This is a genomic window from Janthinobacterium psychrotolerans, from assembly GCF_001677885.1.
Classification (GTDB): domain Bacteria; phylum Pseudomonadota; class Gammaproteobacteria; order Burkholderiales; family Burkholderiaceae_D; genus Janthinobacterium; species Janthinobacterium psychrotolerans.
In genome coordinates this window covers 228,485-247,066 of the sequence record NZ_LOCQ01000054.1, presented here as the reverse complement: position 1 = coordinate 247,066, position 18,582 = coordinate 228,485, and the positions used below count along the sequence as shown (strand labels likewise).

Below are 18,582 nucleotides of genomic sequence, written 5' to 3'. Positions count from 1 at the left end.
GCATCGAGCGCTTGAGCTGCCTGGCGAAGCGGCGGTAGTTTTCGCAGAACTGCGTGTAGCCGTAGGTCTGGCGATCGGCATAGTCGGCGCGGTGCTCCTCCCACAGCAGCATCAACGTCATGCCCTTACGGCGCAGTTCCTGGTGCAGGCGGCCATAATCGGGCTGCACATAGTCACTCGCCTTTTGGGCGCCGACCAGCAGGCGCCGCTCCAGTGCCGCCTCGTCCATGCTTTGTACAGTGAGCCAGTCCAGGCCAGCTGCCGCAGCCAGGCCGGCGTACTTCGTGACCACACCTTTAGACAGGCCAAGTGCATTGGCAATCTGCTGGTGCGACAATTTGGCGTCAAGTTTGAGTCGTAGTACGTCCTTAATTTTACGCATATTGATCCTCGGTGCGGGCACGCCATCTCCAGTCAAAAGCTGGGAGCCTACCCGTTCGGTTGCAAAATGCGTAACGTCATCACTGCGCTGTACAACACCATTCCGGCATCGTGACCAGCGATTCCGGTATCGTGACCGCTGATTCCGGACAATGCCCGAAATCGGTCACGTTCGCCCGGAATGGGCGGTCACGTTCAAACGGAATGGCTGGTCACGATGCCGGAATCACTGGTCACGTTCGTCCGGAATACCCAAGTGAGCATCGGAGGCCATAAATCGCGACGCGCAGTAGGTTATGTTAGGTGTTCTAAAGAGTAACAATGAAGAATAATTTTGGTATGATTCCATCTTGGGTTATCATACTTTTCGAAAAAGATCCAGTCCCTCGGAAACGCAGTTGCTTAGAAAGAAAGAGTCGATGGAGCTACTAGTTGAAAAAAATATCAAAAATGCATTGAAGATGCCGGTAAGCTCCGGTGGGCAAACCATCGGCGAGTACGAGCCTCGCGCGTATCCGCAAGTTATCAAATACATGGGATCAAAAGCCCAAATCTTGGATTTCGTCGGTGATGGGCTTTCTGCAGTCAGTGCTCACGGTCGCCCCTTGGTCGATCTTTTTGCAGGGGCATGTGCTATTACCGCTGGTTTTGGTGATAGATTTAAAGTGGTATCGAATGACATTCAGGAGTATTCGTCCGTCATTGCCAGTACATATCTCAAGCGGGCTGAAAGTATCGGTAACTTCGATTTGGTCGCTCTGGCGAGCGTAATTGCAGAGCGAAACATTGCGGAGCTACCAGCCACGATGCACTATCCTGCGACATCGACGCTTGCATCATTCAACAAAATTGAGAAGTGCAATCGATCTTTGCTGATGAAGGAGTTCAGCACATCGCATCATCTTTTTACGCAAATATACTCCGGGACTTGGTGGAGCGCGGAGCAATGTATATGGATCGATGCCATTCGAGAGGTGTTGGATGGACTATACCAAGATGGGCATATCCTCAAGGCCGACTTCAATTTTGGGCTAACCTGCTTGCTCCATGCTATGGCGTATACTAGCCAAGGAACGGGACATTACGCTCAGTACCGCGATGCGAAGACGGTCGAGGGTATGGCAGATATCAATAAATATCGCCGCACTTCTGTTCCAGTAATTTTCCGACGTAAGTTTGATTTGTTACTCGCATGGCACTTGAAACACGTGGTTGACCTAGACCATGAGTTGGTTGCGCTCGATTATCGCGTGTGTCTTGGAAAGATTAAGAAGTCTGTCGTTTACGCCGATCCTCCATATGCATTTGTTCATTACTCGCGCTTCTATCATGCAATGGAAACGCTTGTTAGATACGATTATCCAGAGCTTCAATTCATGAAAGACTCGGTTGTTAAGGGGCGCTATCGAGTAGATCGTCATCAGTCACCGTTCTGCATCAAGACGCAGGTTCAGGGGGCGTTCGTTGATATGTTTGAAGGGGTCAAAGACTCTAAGAGCGATTTGCTGTTGAGTTATTCGAATACTGGCATGATTAATATTGATGAGCTTATTGGACTTGCGAACAATACATTCGGGCGAGGTTATCGTGTTTGGTTTGAAGAGATGAACCACACGCACATGACGATGGGGAGAAGTAAGGACCGGTCTCGCAAAGTCATGGAGTCACTGATTATTGCGAAGAAGCTTTAAAGTAGGCGTGCGATATATTTTTTAATCCTTCTTTTTTGTAATTTATCTAGCAGAATTTCATATTCAATTTCACAAAATATTCCTGGCGGTTCCAATGCGAAGCGGAGCAAAGCCGGCATAAATTTTTGGTGATCTGAGATTGGGTTTTGCTGGCAAGTAGCCATTATGGGTATTGACGCACGTTACACATTTTCTCCCTCGAAATAGTCAGAATCGATTCGTTTTATGTCGAAACTGCTTACTGGCGATACTCCGACGTTGTGATCGACCATATAAGAAGTGAGCTGCTCCCCATCAACTAAGATGATCTTCGTAGAGATAATTTTCGTGTATTCCATTGCCTCGCGGGTAAAACAGGATGTCGTGATGAAGATGCCTTTGTTTGCTCGCTGTCCCTGCAATGCACCCGCGAATTTCTGTATTTCGGGGCGTCCAACGGTTCCCTCCCAGCGCTTGGCTTGTACATAAATCACATCCAAACCCAGTTTGTCTTCCTTAATCATTCCATCAATGCCACCGTCGCCGCTTTTTCCCATTGCACTTCCAGCATCGCGACGAGAACCCCCATATCCCATGGCGACAAGTAGATCGATCACTAGTCGCTCAAAGAATGCAGGAGACGACATTTTGATTTGCTCTAGTAGTTCGGCTTCTAGATTGCCGCGCAGGCGTTGATAAGCTTGGGAGAATAGTTCTTCCGGAGTGGAATCTGACTGACGTTCAGCCAATTCAAGGTTTGAGGCTTTGGGATTTGCGTCGGAAGCTTTTGATTCAAATCGTAGTTCACCACGGCGCAATTTAAAATCCAAGTACTCAGGGTATTGCTCAAGGGTAGAGTTATCGATCCTTGATGGCTTTTTTGCAAGAAGTTCCATGCCTCTTGTCGTTATTTGAAAAAAACCCCGTTTTCTGGATTGTAGGAGTGTTGCTTGTTTGAGATATGTGCGTGCCCAGCCAACGCGATTATCAAATAAAGGCGCAGTGCCGCTCGGTAGCATGATATTGCGTTCTTCGTCCGTGAGCGCGAATTCCTCTGCTAGGACTTCGACTGCATCTCTGAATCGACGCTCCATGCCATCTTTTGCGATTCGAAGGAAGGGGAGCATTAATGTTTGATAGTCTGGGATTGTCATGTTCGACGCTATTGCGCAAATAATTAACTTGCATCAAGGATAGCACCTTGTGTGAGAGAAAAACCATTTCTTGGTAGGCATAATGATACGTTATTTCTGCAAGACAAGAGATAGCGGCATCGGCTAGATGTCAAGACCCGCCTGGTTATAAACACGTTTAACGAATAATTCTGGCTTTTTTCGCCTGCCATTTCTTCATTGCCTGAACTGGCGTTTCGTTGTTGAGAGCACGCTGTGGGATGTTGTGGTTATAGATTTTCAGGTAATTGCGCAGTGTTGATTCGAGCTCGGCTCTGGATGCGAAACGGGTCTGATTGACGACCTCGCTGATGCGGCCGTTGAAGCGTTTCACTATGCCGTTGGTCTGCGGATGACGTGGCGGGATCAGACGATGTTCGATCGCCAGCTGTTTACGTAGGACGTCAAACGCGTGCTTGCTGCTGGGAATCCGGTCGCCCGTTTCCGTTTCTTTTTCTTGCTGCTAAAGCGGTCGGTGAACTGGCTGCCATTGGTCCTGAAAAATGGCAGGCTGCGAGTGGGAATATGATCACCCATATATAAACACCTACGCACAGAGCCCACACCCTCGACATGCTCCTGCATTTTCACTTACAGTGTGACGCCTATATCCTGAAGACCAGCATGAAAGTTCGGTTTCAAGAGGGAGGTCAGAAGGTTAAAAGGCTCCTCACGCACCCTTGCATCCTAGTTCACGCTCTGCATTGAACACGCCATTGCATTTTCATCTACACCATTTGGCCAACGTCTCGTTACTGCTATTTGGAGGACGACTTGTATGTCAGTCGCGCCTCCTGAGGGCGCGGCACTTTTTTCCTTGGCGACGACGTTAATTTTGCAGTAAAGCACTCAACTCATCTTTGTATGGCAAGATTGGATTGTATAAGCGGTGGAATGCGCGTCCAATGGCTCCAGAGAATAAAACCATTTTAGGATTTTGCGTGCCACCGTGAATAACGTGATCTATGGCAATCCCAGGATAAGGGTCAACGTAGTGAATAGCAGTAACCCCGAGCTGATAAGCTTTTTTAGCGCACAGTTCGCATGGGCTAGCAGTCGTAAACAGAAGGCCCCCTTCAATGCCCCTGCCACCATACTTGGAAATCTGTAGGAAGGCGTTTTCTTCCGCGTGCAACGACCGTGTATGAACTTGATTTTTGACACCTGTTAGTGTGTTATATTCCGATTTAAAGCAATAAGAAATATTCCGCCCTGTTTTTTTAATGGGGATATACACATCAATATTTTTTTTCAAATGATCAAGATATTTTTTATCATTTTTCTCGTACTCACTGTAGGCTTTCTGATCTTGGCCAGCAATGAGATCGTCACGATTTCGTAGCACGCAAGGAACTTGACCATAGGGAGCGTCGTTCCATCCGATAGCCTGCACCGAAAAATTCTTATCGGTAATCGCAGCACCTACCTGTCTTGATATGCAACCGGAATTCAGTTTAGCCGTATAAGCCAACTGCATGCATCGCTCTACCGAAGTGGGAGTTACAATACCTGGCCGTTTCATTAGGGAAACGAATCTAATGATTTGATCAGAAAGATTCGAGTATTTTGAAACTTCATTATTTTGATCTGGATTACTAATGTAAATATCTGCACGCTGGATGCAAGCCTGAATATCTTGGACAGAATAAGTAGTAGTATTATTCAGATCTCGCGCAACATATTCCTCTTTGTCAATAATTTTTACGTCGTCATCCGAAAATTTTAGCGTATAAAGCCGCTGCTTTCTCTGGTTGTCAGGGCATGAAACGGCAGCTAAATAAAAGGCAGCATATCGATCCTGAAAAAACATCGCTTCAAGATTGCTACGAATGGCGTCGATTACGATCAGAGTACTTTTCTTTAATTGCTTATTGGAAGTAATTATATGCTTAATGATTGTATTGATTTTTTCAGCTAGGGTGAAGAATTTCCCATCAACAAGGCTCGCGTTTAGTGCAGATCCGGACAATCGAATATTTTTACCGATTTCTTGATACAATTTGATGAAGGCGCTCTCGCCGAGTACGACACGCAATTCTGCGCAAAGGTTCGGTAGCGTCATTGTGTAGAACTGAATGGTCAGCTCTGGAATCTTCGACGTTCTTTCTTCATTTAGTGACGCCTCAATTTTTTTAAGGGACGTTTCTAGCTCGCCGAAGTTGAGTTTTTTTTCATCCTTCAAAAGTTCGCGCAGCTTGAACATGATATTAACAACGCCTTCCTCAATCAGGAATAACGTTATAACGGAACGTACTTGGATCAATTCGAATTTCTGCCAAGTTACGTCGAAGTGACGTTTGATGATTTTTTGCTTACGTGCTTCATTGTTGGGGGGTGAATCACTTCCGTGCAATGAGTGTCGAATTTCGTTTTGTTCCGAGCACAGAATTTGCGCGACTGTTGAACAACCGCTTCCAGTTCGACCGGTCAATCCAATAATTATCAGTTCATCATCCTTGCGGTAGATGGTGTCAATTGCAGAATGCAAGTAATTTTGCATGTTATCCCAGTGTTAAATGTTTATCGGTATTATTTAACAAATTATTAGTGATCGCTCTCTAACAACAGGTTAATGCGTCACTCAGGCATAAGCCTACTGATCTGACTGCAGCGCTCTTTCTGATAGGATACAGATGTTTCCTATACTTGGGTGGTATCCCGATTTCCATAGCATCAAACACATCACTTCACGAACGTAATTTCATTAAAGACACTGTTTCTATGCCATAGGTGGCTAGCCTCGTGAGGCAGAAGAGCTGCTAGCAGCCCTAAACTGAAAAAAATTGCAGACTGAATGAATCGTGGGAGGCAGAGAGAGTGTCCTCATCACATTTTTGTCTACATATACTCGGTCACAAGCGTCCAAGAAGTAGGCGTTGCATCCTCGGGAGCGTAGGCCAGAAGCCAACGCTTGTGAAGTCCGTAGGTCGCGTGAGCACATCTGCTCAGCCAACTATCGCAATTTCCCCTACACCTGATTGCCTGTCGGCTGTAATCCCGCGTGGTGATTAGGGAGCAGTGAGTAGGGTACAAGTTGCAGACGCTCTTTACGTACGGCCCCGACAACCTGCCGGATTTCCACTTATAAGCGGGACGCCCATCTTCCGCAGTACGCGGCGTTTAAGCCAGAAATTTTGATCGCTTATGCTGTATGGTCTCGTACTTGCAATGTCATATCAACAAAAATTATCAGGAAGCCATCTTCAGCGAATGGATTTTGCATTTCGTAAATCGTACAGATATGCATTGCCGGAAAGAATTTCCTTTGCTAGAGTAAAGAGTGTAATACACTTATCTTCATGAAATAGTGAAACACTAAAAATTGCCATTCTTTACCATATAGAAAACAGGATCGCAGCCTAAGCAAATCCTATAGTCGATATCGAAAAATATTGAATAATGAAAATACGGGAATATGGAAAATAATTATATGTATTTATTTGAATGTGAATATGGATCACGTATAAAAGAAAGGGAATTTGTCAAAGGTGTTTTGAATAATTTCGATAAGGATTATGCAACAATGGTAGGGGCGGTGGTCAATAATAATCCATATTGCCTAGAATTTTCGATTATTGTTAACCTTCAAGGAAATCCCGTAATATTTGAAAAATGGCTTCGTGAAAATTATCCAGAAAAAATGAGGCGTCACAACGTTTTTTTGGAAAACACATTTTCTTTCAATATGCTGACATTTATTGATGAGGCAATGGTAGATTCCGCTTTTTGTGATGAATCAGGATTTCTATTTCATTGGCCTGAAAGAGAATATCTAGAATCAAAACATCCTCAATATAAATCTATGAAGAAAAATGAATCAAAAGTTTTTATTAGCCATTCCTCCAAAGACAAGGAGTTTATTGTCAATCCTTTAAATGCTTATTTGCAAGCAGAGAGTATTGGTACGTGGTTAGATAGTTATGAAATAGACTATGGTGATAGCATCTATATAAAGGTAAATGAAGGAATTGAGAATGCAAATGTTGGAATTTTTATATTGACCGATAATTTTTTCGATAGCTCTAGTGGTTGGCCTATAAATGAGTTTTCATCTTTCTTTATGGAGATGATGAAAAGTAAAAAAAGGTCCTTATGATCAATGCGGGAGTAGATCCTGATAAGATGCATGTGATGATGAAAGCTTACCGTTACTTAACATGGGATGATGGCAAAGCATTGCCAGAGATAGCAAATGCTATTAGAAGAAAACTAAGCAACTAAATGCACAGAGAAACGCAATGTATTAATTTAGAATTTGTACGAAGTTTAATGCGTAAAGCTAGATTTTTAGACCTTCTGCTAGTCGCAACTACCTGGCTCATTCGTCCCTGCACCCAGTTACTGGCGTACCTTAGAAGTGCTGGGATGCAGATATTCTGTTAGTCGTAAAAGAGCTGAAATATAATATTCTTAATTGGTTTGCTGTGTCTCTGCATTTCCAACCATATCCATGTGCCAAATTTTGTCGAGCCGTACACCGGCATTCTTTTCTATGGGGAGGTTAGACGGTTTGAATGCTCACTACATACGTACGGCACCCACACCCTCGACAAGCTGCCGCATTTCCATCTACAGCGCGATGCTTACATCCTGCAGACCTGCATGAACGCTCGGTTTCGAGGGATAGGCCAGAAGGTTTTATAGCGGTTGATGCGTATGTCAGAAGGGGATGTTTTGGGGTATATGGAAATTTCAAATTGCCATAATCTAGGATATATGCGGGTTCTGAGCTAGGATGTGAATCCCCCTCTCTTTTTTTTCGGCTGCACGCTTCGAATCTACACACTGCTTGCGGGTACGCGGCAGCCTCGCGCGCCTGCAGTGCGCCTGTGTGGTTCTGATTAGCTTTCGACTGAGCATACTTTTACGGCGCCCAGCGCATCAGTCTGTTTCCGCGTGGCAGACTTGGCCCTCACTGCCACTTTGACTAAGCGCAGCTCAAGCGACGCATGCGTCCAATCCAACTCCCGTATCCCTCCTAAAAAAGTTAATGAATATCATTCCCATTTAGCGTACACTTCCTTGCCAGCCAGAAATCCCCGCAACGCCAAAGAGGAGGTATCCAGCCAAAAACAAGCCTGAAGAGACTTTATGACCGGATACGCTTTACGGGATACGCTCCCGCAGCGGCGCGTGGCTGCACGCCATCGCCGCACTCCCCTTTTGGTTCGCACCTCGCTGGCCTGCGCCATCTCGACCCTTTTCCTGGCGCCGGCATTTGCCCAGGAAAATAGCAAACCGCCGTTCTTGCAGACGCTGCCGCCCGTCGAGGTGACCGAGCAGGCTCTGGCCGACCCTGGCACATCGACGACGCTCAGTGGCGACGCCCTCGAGCGCGCCAACAACATGAAGGATGTGGTGCGCAACCAGCCTTTGGTGTCCGCGCCGGGCACGGCGGCGGGCACCACGCGCAACCGCAGCAGCTTTGACCGTTCCGGCACGACCGGCTACAACATTCGCGGCATTGAAGGCAACCGGGTCGGCATGGATGTCGACGGGATTGAAATGCCCGATGCCACGACTCGACCTTATGTGAGCCGGGCCGGGGTCAATTCGTTTGGGGTCGGTCGCGACTTCATCGATCCCGAGATGTTCACCTCGGTCAATATCCTCTCCGGCACCACCTCGGCCACGCGCTCGGCGGGTGGTATCGGCGGTGCCGTGAGCTTCAAGACCAAGTCGGCGGACGACTATCTGCGCGGCGACAAGGTGTCGTATTTCGGCGGCAAAGTGGGCTACGACTCGGCCGACCGCTCGTGGAACGAGAGCGTGACCGCCGCCGGCAAAAGCGGCAACCTGGATGGACTGGTCAGTTATTCGCGGCGCGACGGGCATGCCACGCGCAACAACAGCGATAGCGTCGACAGCATGGCGAACGACTGGCATTCCGATGCCTTGCTGCTCAAGGGCGCACTGCGCATCGATGCGGCCAACCGGCTCGAACTTTCTGCCGATTTGTACCGGCGCAAGAACGACACGTCATTCTTCGGCTGGGATACCACCAGCAGCTTTATTACCGAAAACTCGCAGCAACACAGCGACACCAGCCGCAACACGCTGCAGTTGATGCACCAGTGGACGCCGAACAACGCCTGGGCCGACCAGGCCGATACGCGCCTGTATTTCCAGAGCACCGGGACGAAAGACACGACCGACACGCAGACGGTGGCGACCAAGGCCGGTGTGCGCAATGTTTCCGAAAACAAGACGCGCACCTGGGGGCTGTCGAGCGTGGTCAACAAGCGGCTGGGCCGGCACTATCTCAGCTATGGACTGAACGCGTCGACGCAGGATGTGGAGCGGCCATGGAATGTGGCCGGCTACATGAAGCCGCAACCGGACACCACGACCGTTCGCGCGGGACTGTTCGTGCAGGATCACATCGGCTTCGACCTTGGCGGCCATCGCCTGGTGCTGATCCCGGCGCTGCGCGGCGACTACGCCAGGATCAAGACGCGTGACCTGGACAACTTTGTCTCGGGCGTGTTGACACCCGCCGACGTGGAAAAGATGTACGGCACCCCGAGCACCACCATCTGGAGTCCCAGCCTGGGCCTGAGCTACGACGTCACGCCGGCCATGGCGGCGTATGCGCAGTACAAGCGCAGCGGACGTGCGCCATCGGCCGGCGAGATTTTCGGCTCATGGAACCTGGCCAGCAACTATGTCGCCAACAATCAGTACGCGCTGATCGGCAATCAACACCTGAAACAGGAAACCAGCGATGCTTTTGAGATCGGCCTGAAGGGCAAGCCCACGCCGGGCGTGACCTTGAACACGTCGCTGTTCTACACGCAGTACAAGGATTTCATCGCCTACACCCGCTACGGGCGCGCGATGTTTCCGGCCATGTTTGCCAAGGTGCCGGCGCATATCGGCACCATCTACCAGGCCGAGAACCGCGACGATGCGAAAATTTACGGCTTCGAACTGAGCGCACGGCTCGACCACGGGCAATGGAGTTCGCAGGCCAAAGGCATCTATACAACCTGGGCCATGGGCCTGAGCCGCGGCACTGCCAAATCCAGCTATGCCGGCGACAAGGACGTTCCACTCGAGTCCGTGTTGCCGCGCAAGGCCATCATCGGTGCCGGCTACGATGCGCCGATGAAAGCGTGGGGCGTGAATCTGACCGGCACTTTTGTTGGCAGCAAGCAGGCCGTGGCGACCAGCCGCGATGCCTACAATAACTCGGGGCCGGCGCTGGCCGATGCCACGACGGCACTGTTCCGCGTGCCGGGCCATGCGTCTTTCGATCTGATCGGCTACTGGCAGCTCAACAGAAACATGCGCCTCGATGCCGGCATTTACAACCTGGGAGACAAACGTTACTGGGATTATTCCAGCGCACGCAGCCTGCAGCCGTCGGTCGCGCGTGACCGGCGCGACATCGAACTGCTGACTGAACCGGGCCGCACCGCAGCGCTGTCATTGAACCTGGCGTTCTAGGGTGTCCTGCCGGCCCGATGCCGGGCCGGCGGGATGCTCCTTGACGCTATCCACATCTTATTTACAAGAGGTATGCATGCAACAGCAGAAAACCACACACGGCGCACGCGCCAGCCGTCTCGCCATGGCGGCCATGGTGGCGGCCCTGATGGCCGCCTGTACGTCGGCGCCACCGCCAGCGGAACAGCAGTCAGCAACACAGCCGCCAAGCGCGGCCGCAGGACCGGCGGCGCCCGCCGGCGGCCATGGCTTGTCGGCATTTATCGGCGGTTTCGACGCCAACCGCGACGGCGTGGTGACACGGCAAGAATACGACGCGGTACGCACGCAGCGCTACACGGCAGCCGATACCAATCACGACGGCGTGCTCGGCGAAGATGAATACGTGGCCGAATTCGCAGGACGCCTGCAGCAGCAGTACGCCGGCCGTGCCCAGGACGACAAGTACGCCGGCTCGATCAAGCAGGCCCATGTGCGCTTCAAGATTCTCGATACCGACCATGACGGCAAGTTGACGCTGGCGGAAGAAAACGCGATTGCCGGGAAAACCTTCCAGCGCACCGATAGCAATGGCGACGGCAAGATCGATCAGGCCGATGGAGAGAAGAAATGATGCGACCATTGTTGCTGCGCGCGCTCGTTGCCACCTCGTCTTTTGTCATGCTGACGGCACACGCCCATACACCCTATTTGTTGCCGAGCAGTTTCGATGTGCAGCCGAAGGAGACGATCGGGGTCGATGCGGGGTTCACCGAGAAATTCTTTGTCCCCGCCGTGGCGTTTGGCGAGACGGCGTTTTCGATCATCACGCCGGAAGGCGCGCGCATCGCGTTCGGCGACATCCATCAGTTCAAGCAACGTACGATTGCCGAACAAATACTGCCCGACGAGAAGGGCACGTATCGCCTCAGCACCGGACCCCGGCTGGGCGCCGTGTTTCGCACCTGGGAGCGCAACGGCAAGACCGAGTCCGCACGCGATCCGAAGCAGGTCATTCCGGCGGACGCCAGGCTGCTGAGCCACTATCAGTCGCTGTCTGTTGCCGAGGCGTATGTCACGGCCGGCAAGCCATCGACCAAGGCGCTGGCGCCAGTCGGCAAAGGACTGGAAATCGTCGCCATCACGCATCCGGGCGATCTGTACGTCAACGAGAAATTCGACTTCGTGGTGCACTATGACGGCAAGCCGCTGCCGAAGCAGAAGGTCAGTGTGTATCGGTCGGCGATGGATCTGGCCAGCCAGAGCACGGTGCAACATCTGTCCACCGATGCCGACGGAAAAGTCGCGTTGCCATTGACGAAATCCGGACTGTATCTCGCCCTGGTGCGTTACCAGTCACCGGCGCCGGCCGGCGCAGCCGCGCCGATGTACGGCAACAATTACACCTTGACGTTCCGCGTACTGGATCAGTGACTTCATCGATGTTGTCGGATTACGCGCTCGCGCTAATCCGACCTACGGCCGCATATGTTCAACCGGCGTAGTTCGTAGGTCGGGTTAGGCGGGGCCGCCGAGGCCGCAGGCCGTAACCCGACACCTCCAACGCCAACGATGTTGTCGGATTACGCGCTCGCGCGCTAATCCGACCTACGCAGAAAAATCAGAACTGATTCATGGTGTTATCTTTGCCGGCCGCCTTCAGCGCCGCTTCGCCGCTGAAATAATCCTTGTGATCATCGCCAATGTCCGAACCCGACATGTTCTGGTGCTTGACGCAGGCAATCCCCTGGCGGATCTCCTTGCGCTGCACGCCGGCCACGTAGCCCAGCATGCCCTGGTCGCCGAAATACTCCTTGGCCAGATTGTCGGTCGACAGCGCCGCCGTGTGGTAGGTCGGCAGGGTGATCAGGTGGTGGAAGATGCCGGCTTCGCGGGCCGCGTCGGCCTGGAAGGTGCGGATCTTTTCATCGGCCGTGGCGGCCAGTTCGGTGTTGTCGTATTCCACGCTCATCAATTGGCCGCGCTCGTAGGCGGATACGTCCTTGCCAGCGGCTTTCATCGCGTCATACACCTGCTGGCGGAAGTTCAGGGTCCAGTTGAACGATGGGCTGTTGTTGTAGACCAGCTTGGCGTTCGGGATGACCTTGCGAATTTCGCTGACCATGCCGCCGATTTGCGAGATATGTGGTTTTTCGGTTTCGATCCACAGCAGGTCGGCGCCGTTTTGCAGCGAGGTGATGCAGTCCAGCACGCAGCGTTCTTCGCCGGTGCCGGCGCGGAACTGGAACAGGTTGCTCGGCAGGCGTTTCGGGCGCAGCAGCTTGCCTTCGCGCTTGATGATCACGTCGCCATTGCCCAGCGCGTCGGCCGAGACTTCTTCGCAGTCGAGGAAGGCGTTGTACTGGTCGCCCAGGTCGCCCGGGGTGGTGGTCACGGCGATCTGCTTGGTCAGGCCGGCGCCCAGCGAATCGGTGCGGGCGACGATGATGCCGTCGTCCACGCCCAGTTCCAAAAAGGCGTAGCGGATGGCGCGGATCTTGGCCAGGAAGTCTTCATGCGGCACCGTCACTTTGCCGTCCTGGTGGCCGCATTGTTTTTCGTCCGACACCTGGTTCTCGATCTGGATGCAGCAGGCGCCCGCTTCGATGAACTGCTTGGCCAGCAGGTAGGTCGCCTCTGCATTGCCGAAACCGGCGTCGATGTCGGCGATGATGGGCACCACGTGGGTGATGTGGCCGTCGATCTTGGCCTGGATGGCGGCCTTGGCGTCACCTTCGGCGGCGTCGAGCTGGCGGAACAGGCCGCCCAGTTCGCGCGCATCGGCCTGGCGCAGGAAGGTATACAACTCCTTGATCAGGGCCGAGACGGCGGTTTTTTCATGCATCGACTGGTCCGGCAGCGGGCCGAATTCCGAGCGCAGCGCGGCGACCATCCAGCCCGACAGGTAGAGGTAGCGGCGGTCGGTGCTGTTGAAGTGCTTCTTGATCGAGATCATCTTCTGCTGGCCGATAAAGCCGTGCCAGCAGCCCAGCGACTGCGTGTATTTCGACGGGTCGGCGTCGTAGGCGGCCATGTCGGCGCGCATGATGCTCGCCGTGTATTTGGCGATGTCGAGGCCCGTCTTGAACTTGTTCTGGGCGCGCATGCGGGCGGCGGACTCGGGATTGATGGCGTTCCAGGCGCTGCCTTGTTGCTCTTTCAAACCTGCAACTGCCTTGATGTCGTCTTGGTATTGGGACATGTGAATCTCCTGAAAAAAAGCGAAGTAAGAAAATCGTCGAGTGTGCCGCCGCGTCTTGTTGAAGCAAACTGCATGACTAAATAGTAGGCCATTTTTATGAAGTTCATCAAGTCTTATATAAGACATATAACTTAAACTTTATCCTTTATTTTCAATGACTTGATTATTAAATTTCATGATACGAAACCAATTTTCAAAAAGCGAGACACATGAGGCAGGCGCCGCGCCAGCAGTATTTCGCAATGTGAAATGAAGTTTCGGAATTTGGTGCGGTGCAGCGATTATGCCGCAGTTGTGCCTGTCATTGCTTGCTCAAGCGCTGACTCGGCTGGGGCCGGCTGACGTCGAGTGAGACGGACGGGCGTCAGCGCGCTGCAGCAATGGCGCCAAGCTGGCATGGTGATAGTCGCTGCGGCTTGAGCGTCACCATAGGATGGAAGGAGGGGGAGGGCGCCGCCGGTTGTTGCCTGAGCCGGCGCCGGCAGGCAGGGCTGTTTGCCAGCCCCGCCCGGATAGACGTCAATGCGCCGTGTGGTGACCGTTTCTGACGAACAGGGCCGTGAGCATGCCGACCATGCACACGCCGATCACATAATAGGCCGGACCCAGCACATTGTTTTTCAGCATCAGGGTCACGACGACCGGTGTCAGGCCGCCAAAAATCGCATACGAAATGTTGTATGAAAACGACAAGCCCGAGAAACGCACCTGCGCCGGGAAGGCCTGCACCAGTACGCAGGGCACGGCGCCCACCACGCCGACGAACAGGCCGGTGACCGCATACAGCGGCAGCAGCAGGTCGGGGCGGCTGCCGACGGTGGTGTAGAACACCCAGGTGGCAATCGCCAGCAGCAGCGAGCCGGCCAGGATCACCGGTTTCGCGCCCAGGCGGTCGGCCAGCCAGCCGGCGATCACGCAGCCGAATGCCAGGCACAGGGTGGCGCAGGTATTGGCGACCAGGGTGGTGCGCGCGTCGATATGGTGGATTTTCTGCAGCAGGGCCGGTGTCATCAGGATCACCACGACGATGCCGGCCGACAGCATCCAGGTCAGCAGGATGGACACGGCCACGGCGCCGCGATGGCTGCGCAGCACCGATTTCAAGGGCATTTCGGTGGCCAGCGCCTTGCGCTGCTGCATTTCCGCAAACACCGGGGTTTCATGCAGCCAGCGGCGCAGGTACATGGCGCCAAAGCCGAACACGCCGCCCAGCAGGAACGGGTAGCGCCAGGCGCCGTCCAGCACTTCGGCCGGCGTATAGACGGTGTTCAGACCAGTAGCGACCAGCGAGCCGAGCAAAATGCCGACCGTCAGACCGGCCGTCAGGATGCCGCAGGCCAGGCCGGTGTAGCGGCTCGGCACGTGTTCCGATACGAACACCCAGGCGCCCGGCACTTCGCCACCGACGGCGGCGCCTTGCAGGATGCGCATCAACAGCAGCAGCAGCGGCGCGGCCAGGCCGATCACGGCGTAGGTCGGCAGCAGGCCGATCAGCAGGGTCGGCACGGCCATCAGCAGGATCGACAGGGTGAACATGCGCTTGCGCCCCAGCAGGTCGCCAAAGTGGGCCATGACGATGCCGCCCAGCGGACGCACCACGTAGCCGGCGGCAAAGATGCCGAAGGTCTGCAGCAGACGCAGCCAGTCAGGCATTTCCGGCGGGAAGAACAGCTGGCCGATGGCGTTGGCAAAGAAGACAAAGATGATGAAATCGTAGAATTCCAGCGCGCCACCGAGGGCGGCCAGCGACAGGGTTTTGTAGTCTTGTTGGGTGAGCGGGCGTGCGGAAGCAATATCAGAGGAGGCCATGTGTCTCTTTTATGTGTTTTATGGGAGGAACTGCCATCCGTAGCATACGCATTTCCCACCGTTGAGTAAACGTTACGCCTGCGTGCCAAGCGGCGGTGTCGCTGGCACGCCGGATTGGTAGAGCTCGCTCCAGCCCAGCCGCTCTTCCAGCCAGTCGTCCACTTCCGAGCTGTCCATATGGATCAGCATGGCGCCCAGTTTGAGATTGCCCCTGGCCAGCGCCAGCACGGCGAGCATGGCGTTCTGGGCGCTGGCGGTGACGTCGCCTTGCAGGTCGCGCGCGGCGATGTGCGCAAGTTGCGCCCAGGCGGCGCGGTAGCTCTCTTCCAGCCAGGCGGGCAGGGGCGGGTTGCGGCGGCGGTGGCGTTCGATCTCGATCAGCGCGATCAGGGCGTAAAAATCGTCGCCGCGCTGTGCCGCTTCACCGCAGATCTGCAGCAGTTGCGGCACGGCCGCATACGAGGCCACGCCGACGTCGCCCTGGTGATGCAGCTCTTCCCACAACTCCTGCCAGGCGTCCTCGCCCGCTTGCAAGGCTTTCAGCGGCAGCGATGCGTCACAAGGCATGCGGTAGCCGCCTTCGAGGGTGGGCCAGAGGGGATCGTCGAGTGACAGGAGCATGGGTTTCCTTTGTACAGTGTTCGCCTGAGCAAACGTCAACTATACAATCGATGTGCAATCGTGGATTTTCTCAAGTGTGAGGCACTATGTTATCGACAAAACTGATCGACTTTTTCAAGCAGCAAGGCTGGTGGTATGACGACGCCAGCGCCGACTATGCGGCCGAGCTGGAGCGCCTCGGTGTGGAGGCGGACTCGGCGTTCGGGCAGTTCTGCCTGCATGTGGAAGATGGCCCCACCTTCATACAACGCGGCAAGGAGCTGTACCAGGTCTGCTGGTTTGCCAAAAATACCAACTATGCGCTGGCCCTGAAGAGCTGCCACGAGACGCTGGGCCTGCCACAGGAATATCTGCCGCTCGACAGTTTCGAAGGCGGCGGCGGATATTTTTATCACCGCACGACGGGCCAGGTGCTGGCCTTGTCGCTGGGCCGTGAACTGCACGATTTCAAGGAAGGGCGTTTGACGCCGCAATGGCCAAGCTTCAATGATTTTCTGATGCATTATTTCGAGTTGCCGGCATGACCGCCACCTTCGACGACGTCGTGCGCGCCATACGCGCCAGCCAGTCGATACCCGGCCACGTCATGATCACCGGCGCCACCTTGCTCGAAGACGAGCTGGGCATTACCGGCGACGACGGCTGCGACTTGCTGGCAGACCTGGAGCGCAGCTTTGCCATCTCGTTTGCCGGCAGCGACGGCAGCTTGCGCGAGGCTTTCGGACTGGACCAGGATCAATTCCTGTTCCACGGCGAAGGCTGGAATCCGCTGGCGCTGTTTCGCAAGGAAAACGTCAAGCCCTTGACGGTGGGCCAGTTGCATCAGGTGATCGTGGCGCGCCAGGGCTGGACATCGCCCGCGCAGTTGCTGGCGCTGGCCGCCTTTTATCGCGACGCGCAGCACCATCCTGGCGCCATTTCCGACGCCCTGTTTGTCGACACCGTCAGCCGCGCACACTGGCCCGGCAACTGCCAGGATTGTGCGCAGGCCTCCCTGGCCATCGTCGCGCACGGCTGCGTATTGCGGCCGCACCTGACGCGCGAACTGATTGCGCTGCCGGTTGCCGCCTTGCTTGCGGCCGGGCTCGACAGCGGTGAGGCGATCATCGCCTGGGGCACGGCTTGCGCCGCCAGTACGCAACCTTATGTCGCGTTCACGCCGGAAGGCCGGCGCTGGATGGAACGGCAGTGGCCTGGCTTGAGCGTCATGCTGGCAGAGGAATATGCGCAGCAGTGGCAGGCACTGCTGCAGGACGACTGAAGCCGCAGTGGCCAAGGGGAACCGGATTATTTCAGCAGCCGCTGCATCATGATGTCGAAAAAGCGCGGCTGGCTTGACGCCAGGCAAACTTGGGCGTTCGGCGGGCCTTTAATCTCGCGCGTAAAACCGTCATCGGTGACGTCCATGCGCAGCGGCACGGTGGGGCAGCTTGCCGGGTCGATCAGCCAGGCGACGGGCACCACGTCGAACAGCGAGGGCATATTGCTCGACCATGGCTGGTAGCTGTCTATCCATTGATGGTAGAGCAGGGTGACGGCGTCGGTTAGCGGTGAGCCGTGGCCGAAGATGGCATTGCGTTCGACTTCGTCGAGGCGGATCTGGGTCGAGTCCAGCGGCATCATGACAATCGGCACGCCGGCGCCGAACAGCGCCTGCGCACCGGCAATATCGGAGACGATGTTGTATTCCTTGTCGGCCGGGCGCACCGGCACATATTGCGATTTGCGGTAGCCGGCACGCACCGAGCCGCCCATCATCACCACCTGTTTGACCTTGCCAAACGCGGTTTTGTCGCGGGCGATGGCCGCGCCGAGATTGGTCAGCGGCCCCAGCGCGAGCAAGGTGACTTGCCCCGGCTGGCGCGCCACTTCGCGCAGGATAAAGCTGGCGGCGTCTTCGGGCGGCTTGGCCGGCGCCTGGCCGCGCAGTGCATAGCGCGCCTGGGTGAATGGCGTGGGGTTGGCGGTGGCCACGCCTTGGGCGACGGGAATGCCGGCATGGCCTGTTTCACGCAGAAAACGTTCCAGCAGGCGCGTGCGCAAGGCCGTGTCGCCCCAGGCGGTGGTGATGCCGATAATCTCGATATCGGGACTTTGCAGCAGCAGCGCCAGCGCAAAGGCGTCGTCGATATCGTCGCCGATATCCATGTCGACAATCACTTTATGGGCAGTGGTAGCGGCGGCTGGCGCCGCGCTCGCAAGGCTAGGCGTGAGCATGCTGGAAACAAAAATAGGCAGCAGCGCCGCGCGGCGCAATAACAGGGAAATGCAGGACATGGCAAACCTGGAGGAGTGAACA

Annotated in this window: 14 protein-coding genes and 1 pseudogene; 7 read left to right on the top strand and 8 right to left on the bottom strand. The window is 54.5% G+C overall.

The features are described 5' to 3' along the window. Window positions 1-382, bottom strand: a 382-nt coding sequence (locus tag ASR47_RS12820; protein WP_483790118.1) for an IS21 family transposase, incomplete at its 3' end; no start/stop codon positions are given. A 418-nt stretch (window positions 383-800) separates the two neighbouring features. On the opposite strand from ASR47_RS12820, the gene ASR47_RS12815 reads away from it, so the two are divergent. Further along, window positions 801-2,072: a DNA adenine methylase gene (locus tag ASR47_RS12815; RefSeq protein ID WP_217270559.1), complete on the top strand. Its 1,272-nt coding sequence runs from the start codon at window positions 801-803 to the stop codon at window positions 2,070-2,072. A gap of 182 nt (window positions 2,073-2,254) precedes the next feature. Here ASR47_RS12815 and ASR47_RS12810 read toward each other — a convergent pair whose 3' ends face one another. The 3 genes and pseudogenes from ASR47_RS12810 to ASR47_RS27700 all read right to left on the bottom strand — a co-directional run bounded on the left by ASR47_RS12810 (window position 2,255) and on the right by ASR47_RS27700 (window position 5,723). After that, a complete protein-coding gene (locus tag ASR47_RS12810) occupies window positions 2,255-3,205 on the bottom strand; it encodes a restriction endonuclease (protein WP_065308159.1) in 951 nt (316 codons plus the stop codon). Window positions 3,206-3,328: 123 nt separating this feature from the next. Beyond that, a pseudogene (locus ASR47_RS26490) lies at window positions 3,329-3,745 on the bottom strand (integrase core domain-containing protein); the annotation flags it as partial. 307 nt (window positions 3,746-4,052) lie between these two features. After that, a complete protein-coding gene (locus tag ASR47_RS27700; RefSeq protein ID WP_065308158.1) occupies window positions 4,053-5,723 on the bottom strand; it encodes a hypothetical protein in 1,671 nt (556 codons plus the stop codon). A 915-nt stretch (window positions 5,724-6,638) separates the two neighbouring features. Between ASR47_RS27700 and ASR47_RS26485 the strand changes: the two genes are divergently transcribed. The 4 genes from ASR47_RS26485 (at window position 6,639) to ASR47_RS12790 (ending at window position 12,085) form a co-directional block, all read left to right on the top strand. Continuing rightward, window positions 6,639-7,319 (top strand): toll/interleukin-1 receptor domain-containing protein, encoded by a 681-nt coding sequence (locus ASR47_RS26485; protein WP_082988898.1) that lies wholly within the window; start codon window positions 6,639-6,641, stop codon window positions 7,317-7,319. A gap of 1,037 nt (window positions 7,320-8,356) precedes the next feature. Further along, the gene (locus tag ASR47_RS12800) at window positions 8,357-10,672 is read left to right on the top strand and encodes a TonB-dependent hemoglobin/transferrin/lactoferrin family receptor (protein WP_245714340.1); all 2,316 of its coding nucleotides are present in this window, start codon (window positions 8,357-8,359) and stop codon (window positions 10,670-10,672) included. Window positions 10,673-10,748: 76 nt separating this feature from the next. Then, window positions 10,749-11,285 (top strand): EF-hand domain-containing protein, encoded by a 537-nt coding sequence (locus ASR47_RS12795; RefSeq protein ID WP_065308156.1) that lies wholly within the window; start codon window positions 10,749-10,751, stop codon window positions 11,283-11,285. Next, window positions 11,282-12,085, top strand: coding sequence for a DUF4198 domain-containing protein (locus tag ASR47_RS12790; protein ID WP_150127790.1), 804 nt, complete (start codon window positions 11,282-11,284; stop codon window positions 12,083-12,085). Before ASR47_RS12795 ends, ASR47_RS12790 begins: the two co-directional genes overlap by 4 nt. Before the next feature lie 187 nt (window positions 12,086-12,272). Here the strand turns inward: ASR47_RS12790 and ASR47_RS12785 are convergent, their stop codons facing one another. From ASR47_RS12785 to ASR47_RS12775, 3 genes are all read right to left on the bottom strand, one after another. Beyond that, a complete protein-coding gene (locus ASR47_RS12785; protein WP_065308155.1) occupies window positions 12,273-13,853 on the bottom strand; it encodes an isocitrate lyase in 1,581 nt (526 codons plus the stop codon). A gap of 519 nt (window positions 13,854-14,372) precedes the next feature. Then, a complete protein-coding gene (locus ASR47_RS12780) occupies window positions 14,373-15,662 on the bottom strand; it encodes an MFS transporter (protein WP_065308154.1) in 1,290 nt (429 codons plus the stop codon). A 72-nt stretch (window positions 15,663-15,734) separates the two neighbouring features. Further along, a complete protein-coding gene (locus ASR47_RS12775; RefSeq protein WP_065308153.1) occupies window positions 15,735-16,283 on the bottom strand; it encodes a hypothetical protein in 549 nt (182 codons plus the stop codon). Between the two features lie 86 nt (window positions 16,284-16,369). On the opposite strand from ASR47_RS12775, the gene ASR47_RS12770 reads away from it, so the two are divergent. Together ASR47_RS12770 and ASR47_RS12765 are read left to right on the top strand one after the other, a co-directional pair. Next, complete coding sequence (locus ASR47_RS12770; RefSeq protein ID WP_065308152.1) at window positions 16,370-16,807, top strand: hypothetical protein; 438 nt, start codon at window positions 16,370-16,372, stop codon at window positions 16,805-16,807. After that, window positions 16,804-17,544, top strand: a complete 741-nt coding sequence (locus ASR47_RS12765) for a hypothetical protein (protein ID WP_065308151.1) — start codon at window positions 16,804-16,806, stop codon at window positions 17,542-17,544. The genes ASR47_RS12770 and ASR47_RS12765 overlap by 4 nt, the downstream gene beginning before the upstream one ends. Before the next feature lie 26 nt (window positions 17,545-17,570). Here the strand turns inward: ASR47_RS12765 and ASR47_RS12760 are convergent, their stop codons facing one another. Further along, a complete protein-coding gene (locus tag ASR47_RS12760; RefSeq protein WP_082988897.1) occupies window positions 17,571-18,560 on the bottom strand; it encodes a nucleoside hydrolase in 990 nt (329 codons plus the stop codon). Between the last annotated feature and the right edge of the window lie 22 nt (window positions 18,561-18,582).

Bases quoted from the DNA above. Each gene is read 5' to 3' on its own strand.
- ASR47_RS12815 (WP_217270559.1), top strand. From the start codon at position 801: ATGGAGCTACTAGTTGAAAAAAATATCAAAAATGCATTGAAGATGCCG.
- ASR47_RS12810 (WP_065308159.1), bottom strand. From the start codon at position 3,205: ATGACAATCCCAGACTATCAAACATTAATGCTCCCCTTCCTTCGAATC.
- ASR47_RS27700 (WP_065308158.1), bottom strand. From the start codon at position 5,723: ATGCAAAATTACTTGCATTCTGCAATTGACACCATCTACCGCAAGGAT.
- ASR47_RS26485 (WP_082988898.1), top strand. From the start codon at position 6,639: ATGGAAAATAATTATATGTATTTATTTGAATGTGAATATGGATCACGT.
- ASR47_RS12795 (WP_065308156.1), top strand. From the start codon at position 10,749: ATGCAACAGCAGAAAACCACACACGGCGCACGCGCCAGCCGTCTCGCC.
- ASR47_RS12790 (WP_150127790.1), top strand. From the start codon at position 11,282: ATGATGCGACCATTGTTGCTGCGCGCGCTCGTTGCCACCTCGTCTTTT.
- ASR47_RS12785 (WP_065308155.1), bottom strand. From the start codon at position 13,853: ATGTCCCAATACCAAGACGACATCAAGGCAGTTGCAGGTTTGAAAGAG.
- ASR47_RS12780 (WP_065308154.1), bottom strand. From the start codon at position 15,662: ATGGCCTCCTCTGATATTGCTTCCGCACGCCCGCTCACCCAACAAGAC.
- ASR47_RS12775 (WP_065308153.1), bottom strand. From the start codon at position 16,283: ATGCTCCTGTCACTCGACGATCCCCTCTGGCCCACCCTCGAAGGCGGC.
- ASR47_RS12770 (WP_065308152.1), top strand. From the start codon at position 16,370: ATGTTATCGACAAAACTGATCGACTTTTTCAAGCAGCAAGGCTGGTGG.
- ASR47_RS12765 (WP_065308151.1), top strand. From the start codon at position 16,804: ATGACCGCCACCTTCGACGACGTCGTGCGCGCCATACGCGCCAGCCAG.
- ASR47_RS12760 (WP_082988897.1), bottom strand. From the start codon at position 18,560: ATGTCCTGCATTTCCCTGTTATTGCGCCGCGCGGCGCTGCTGCCTATT.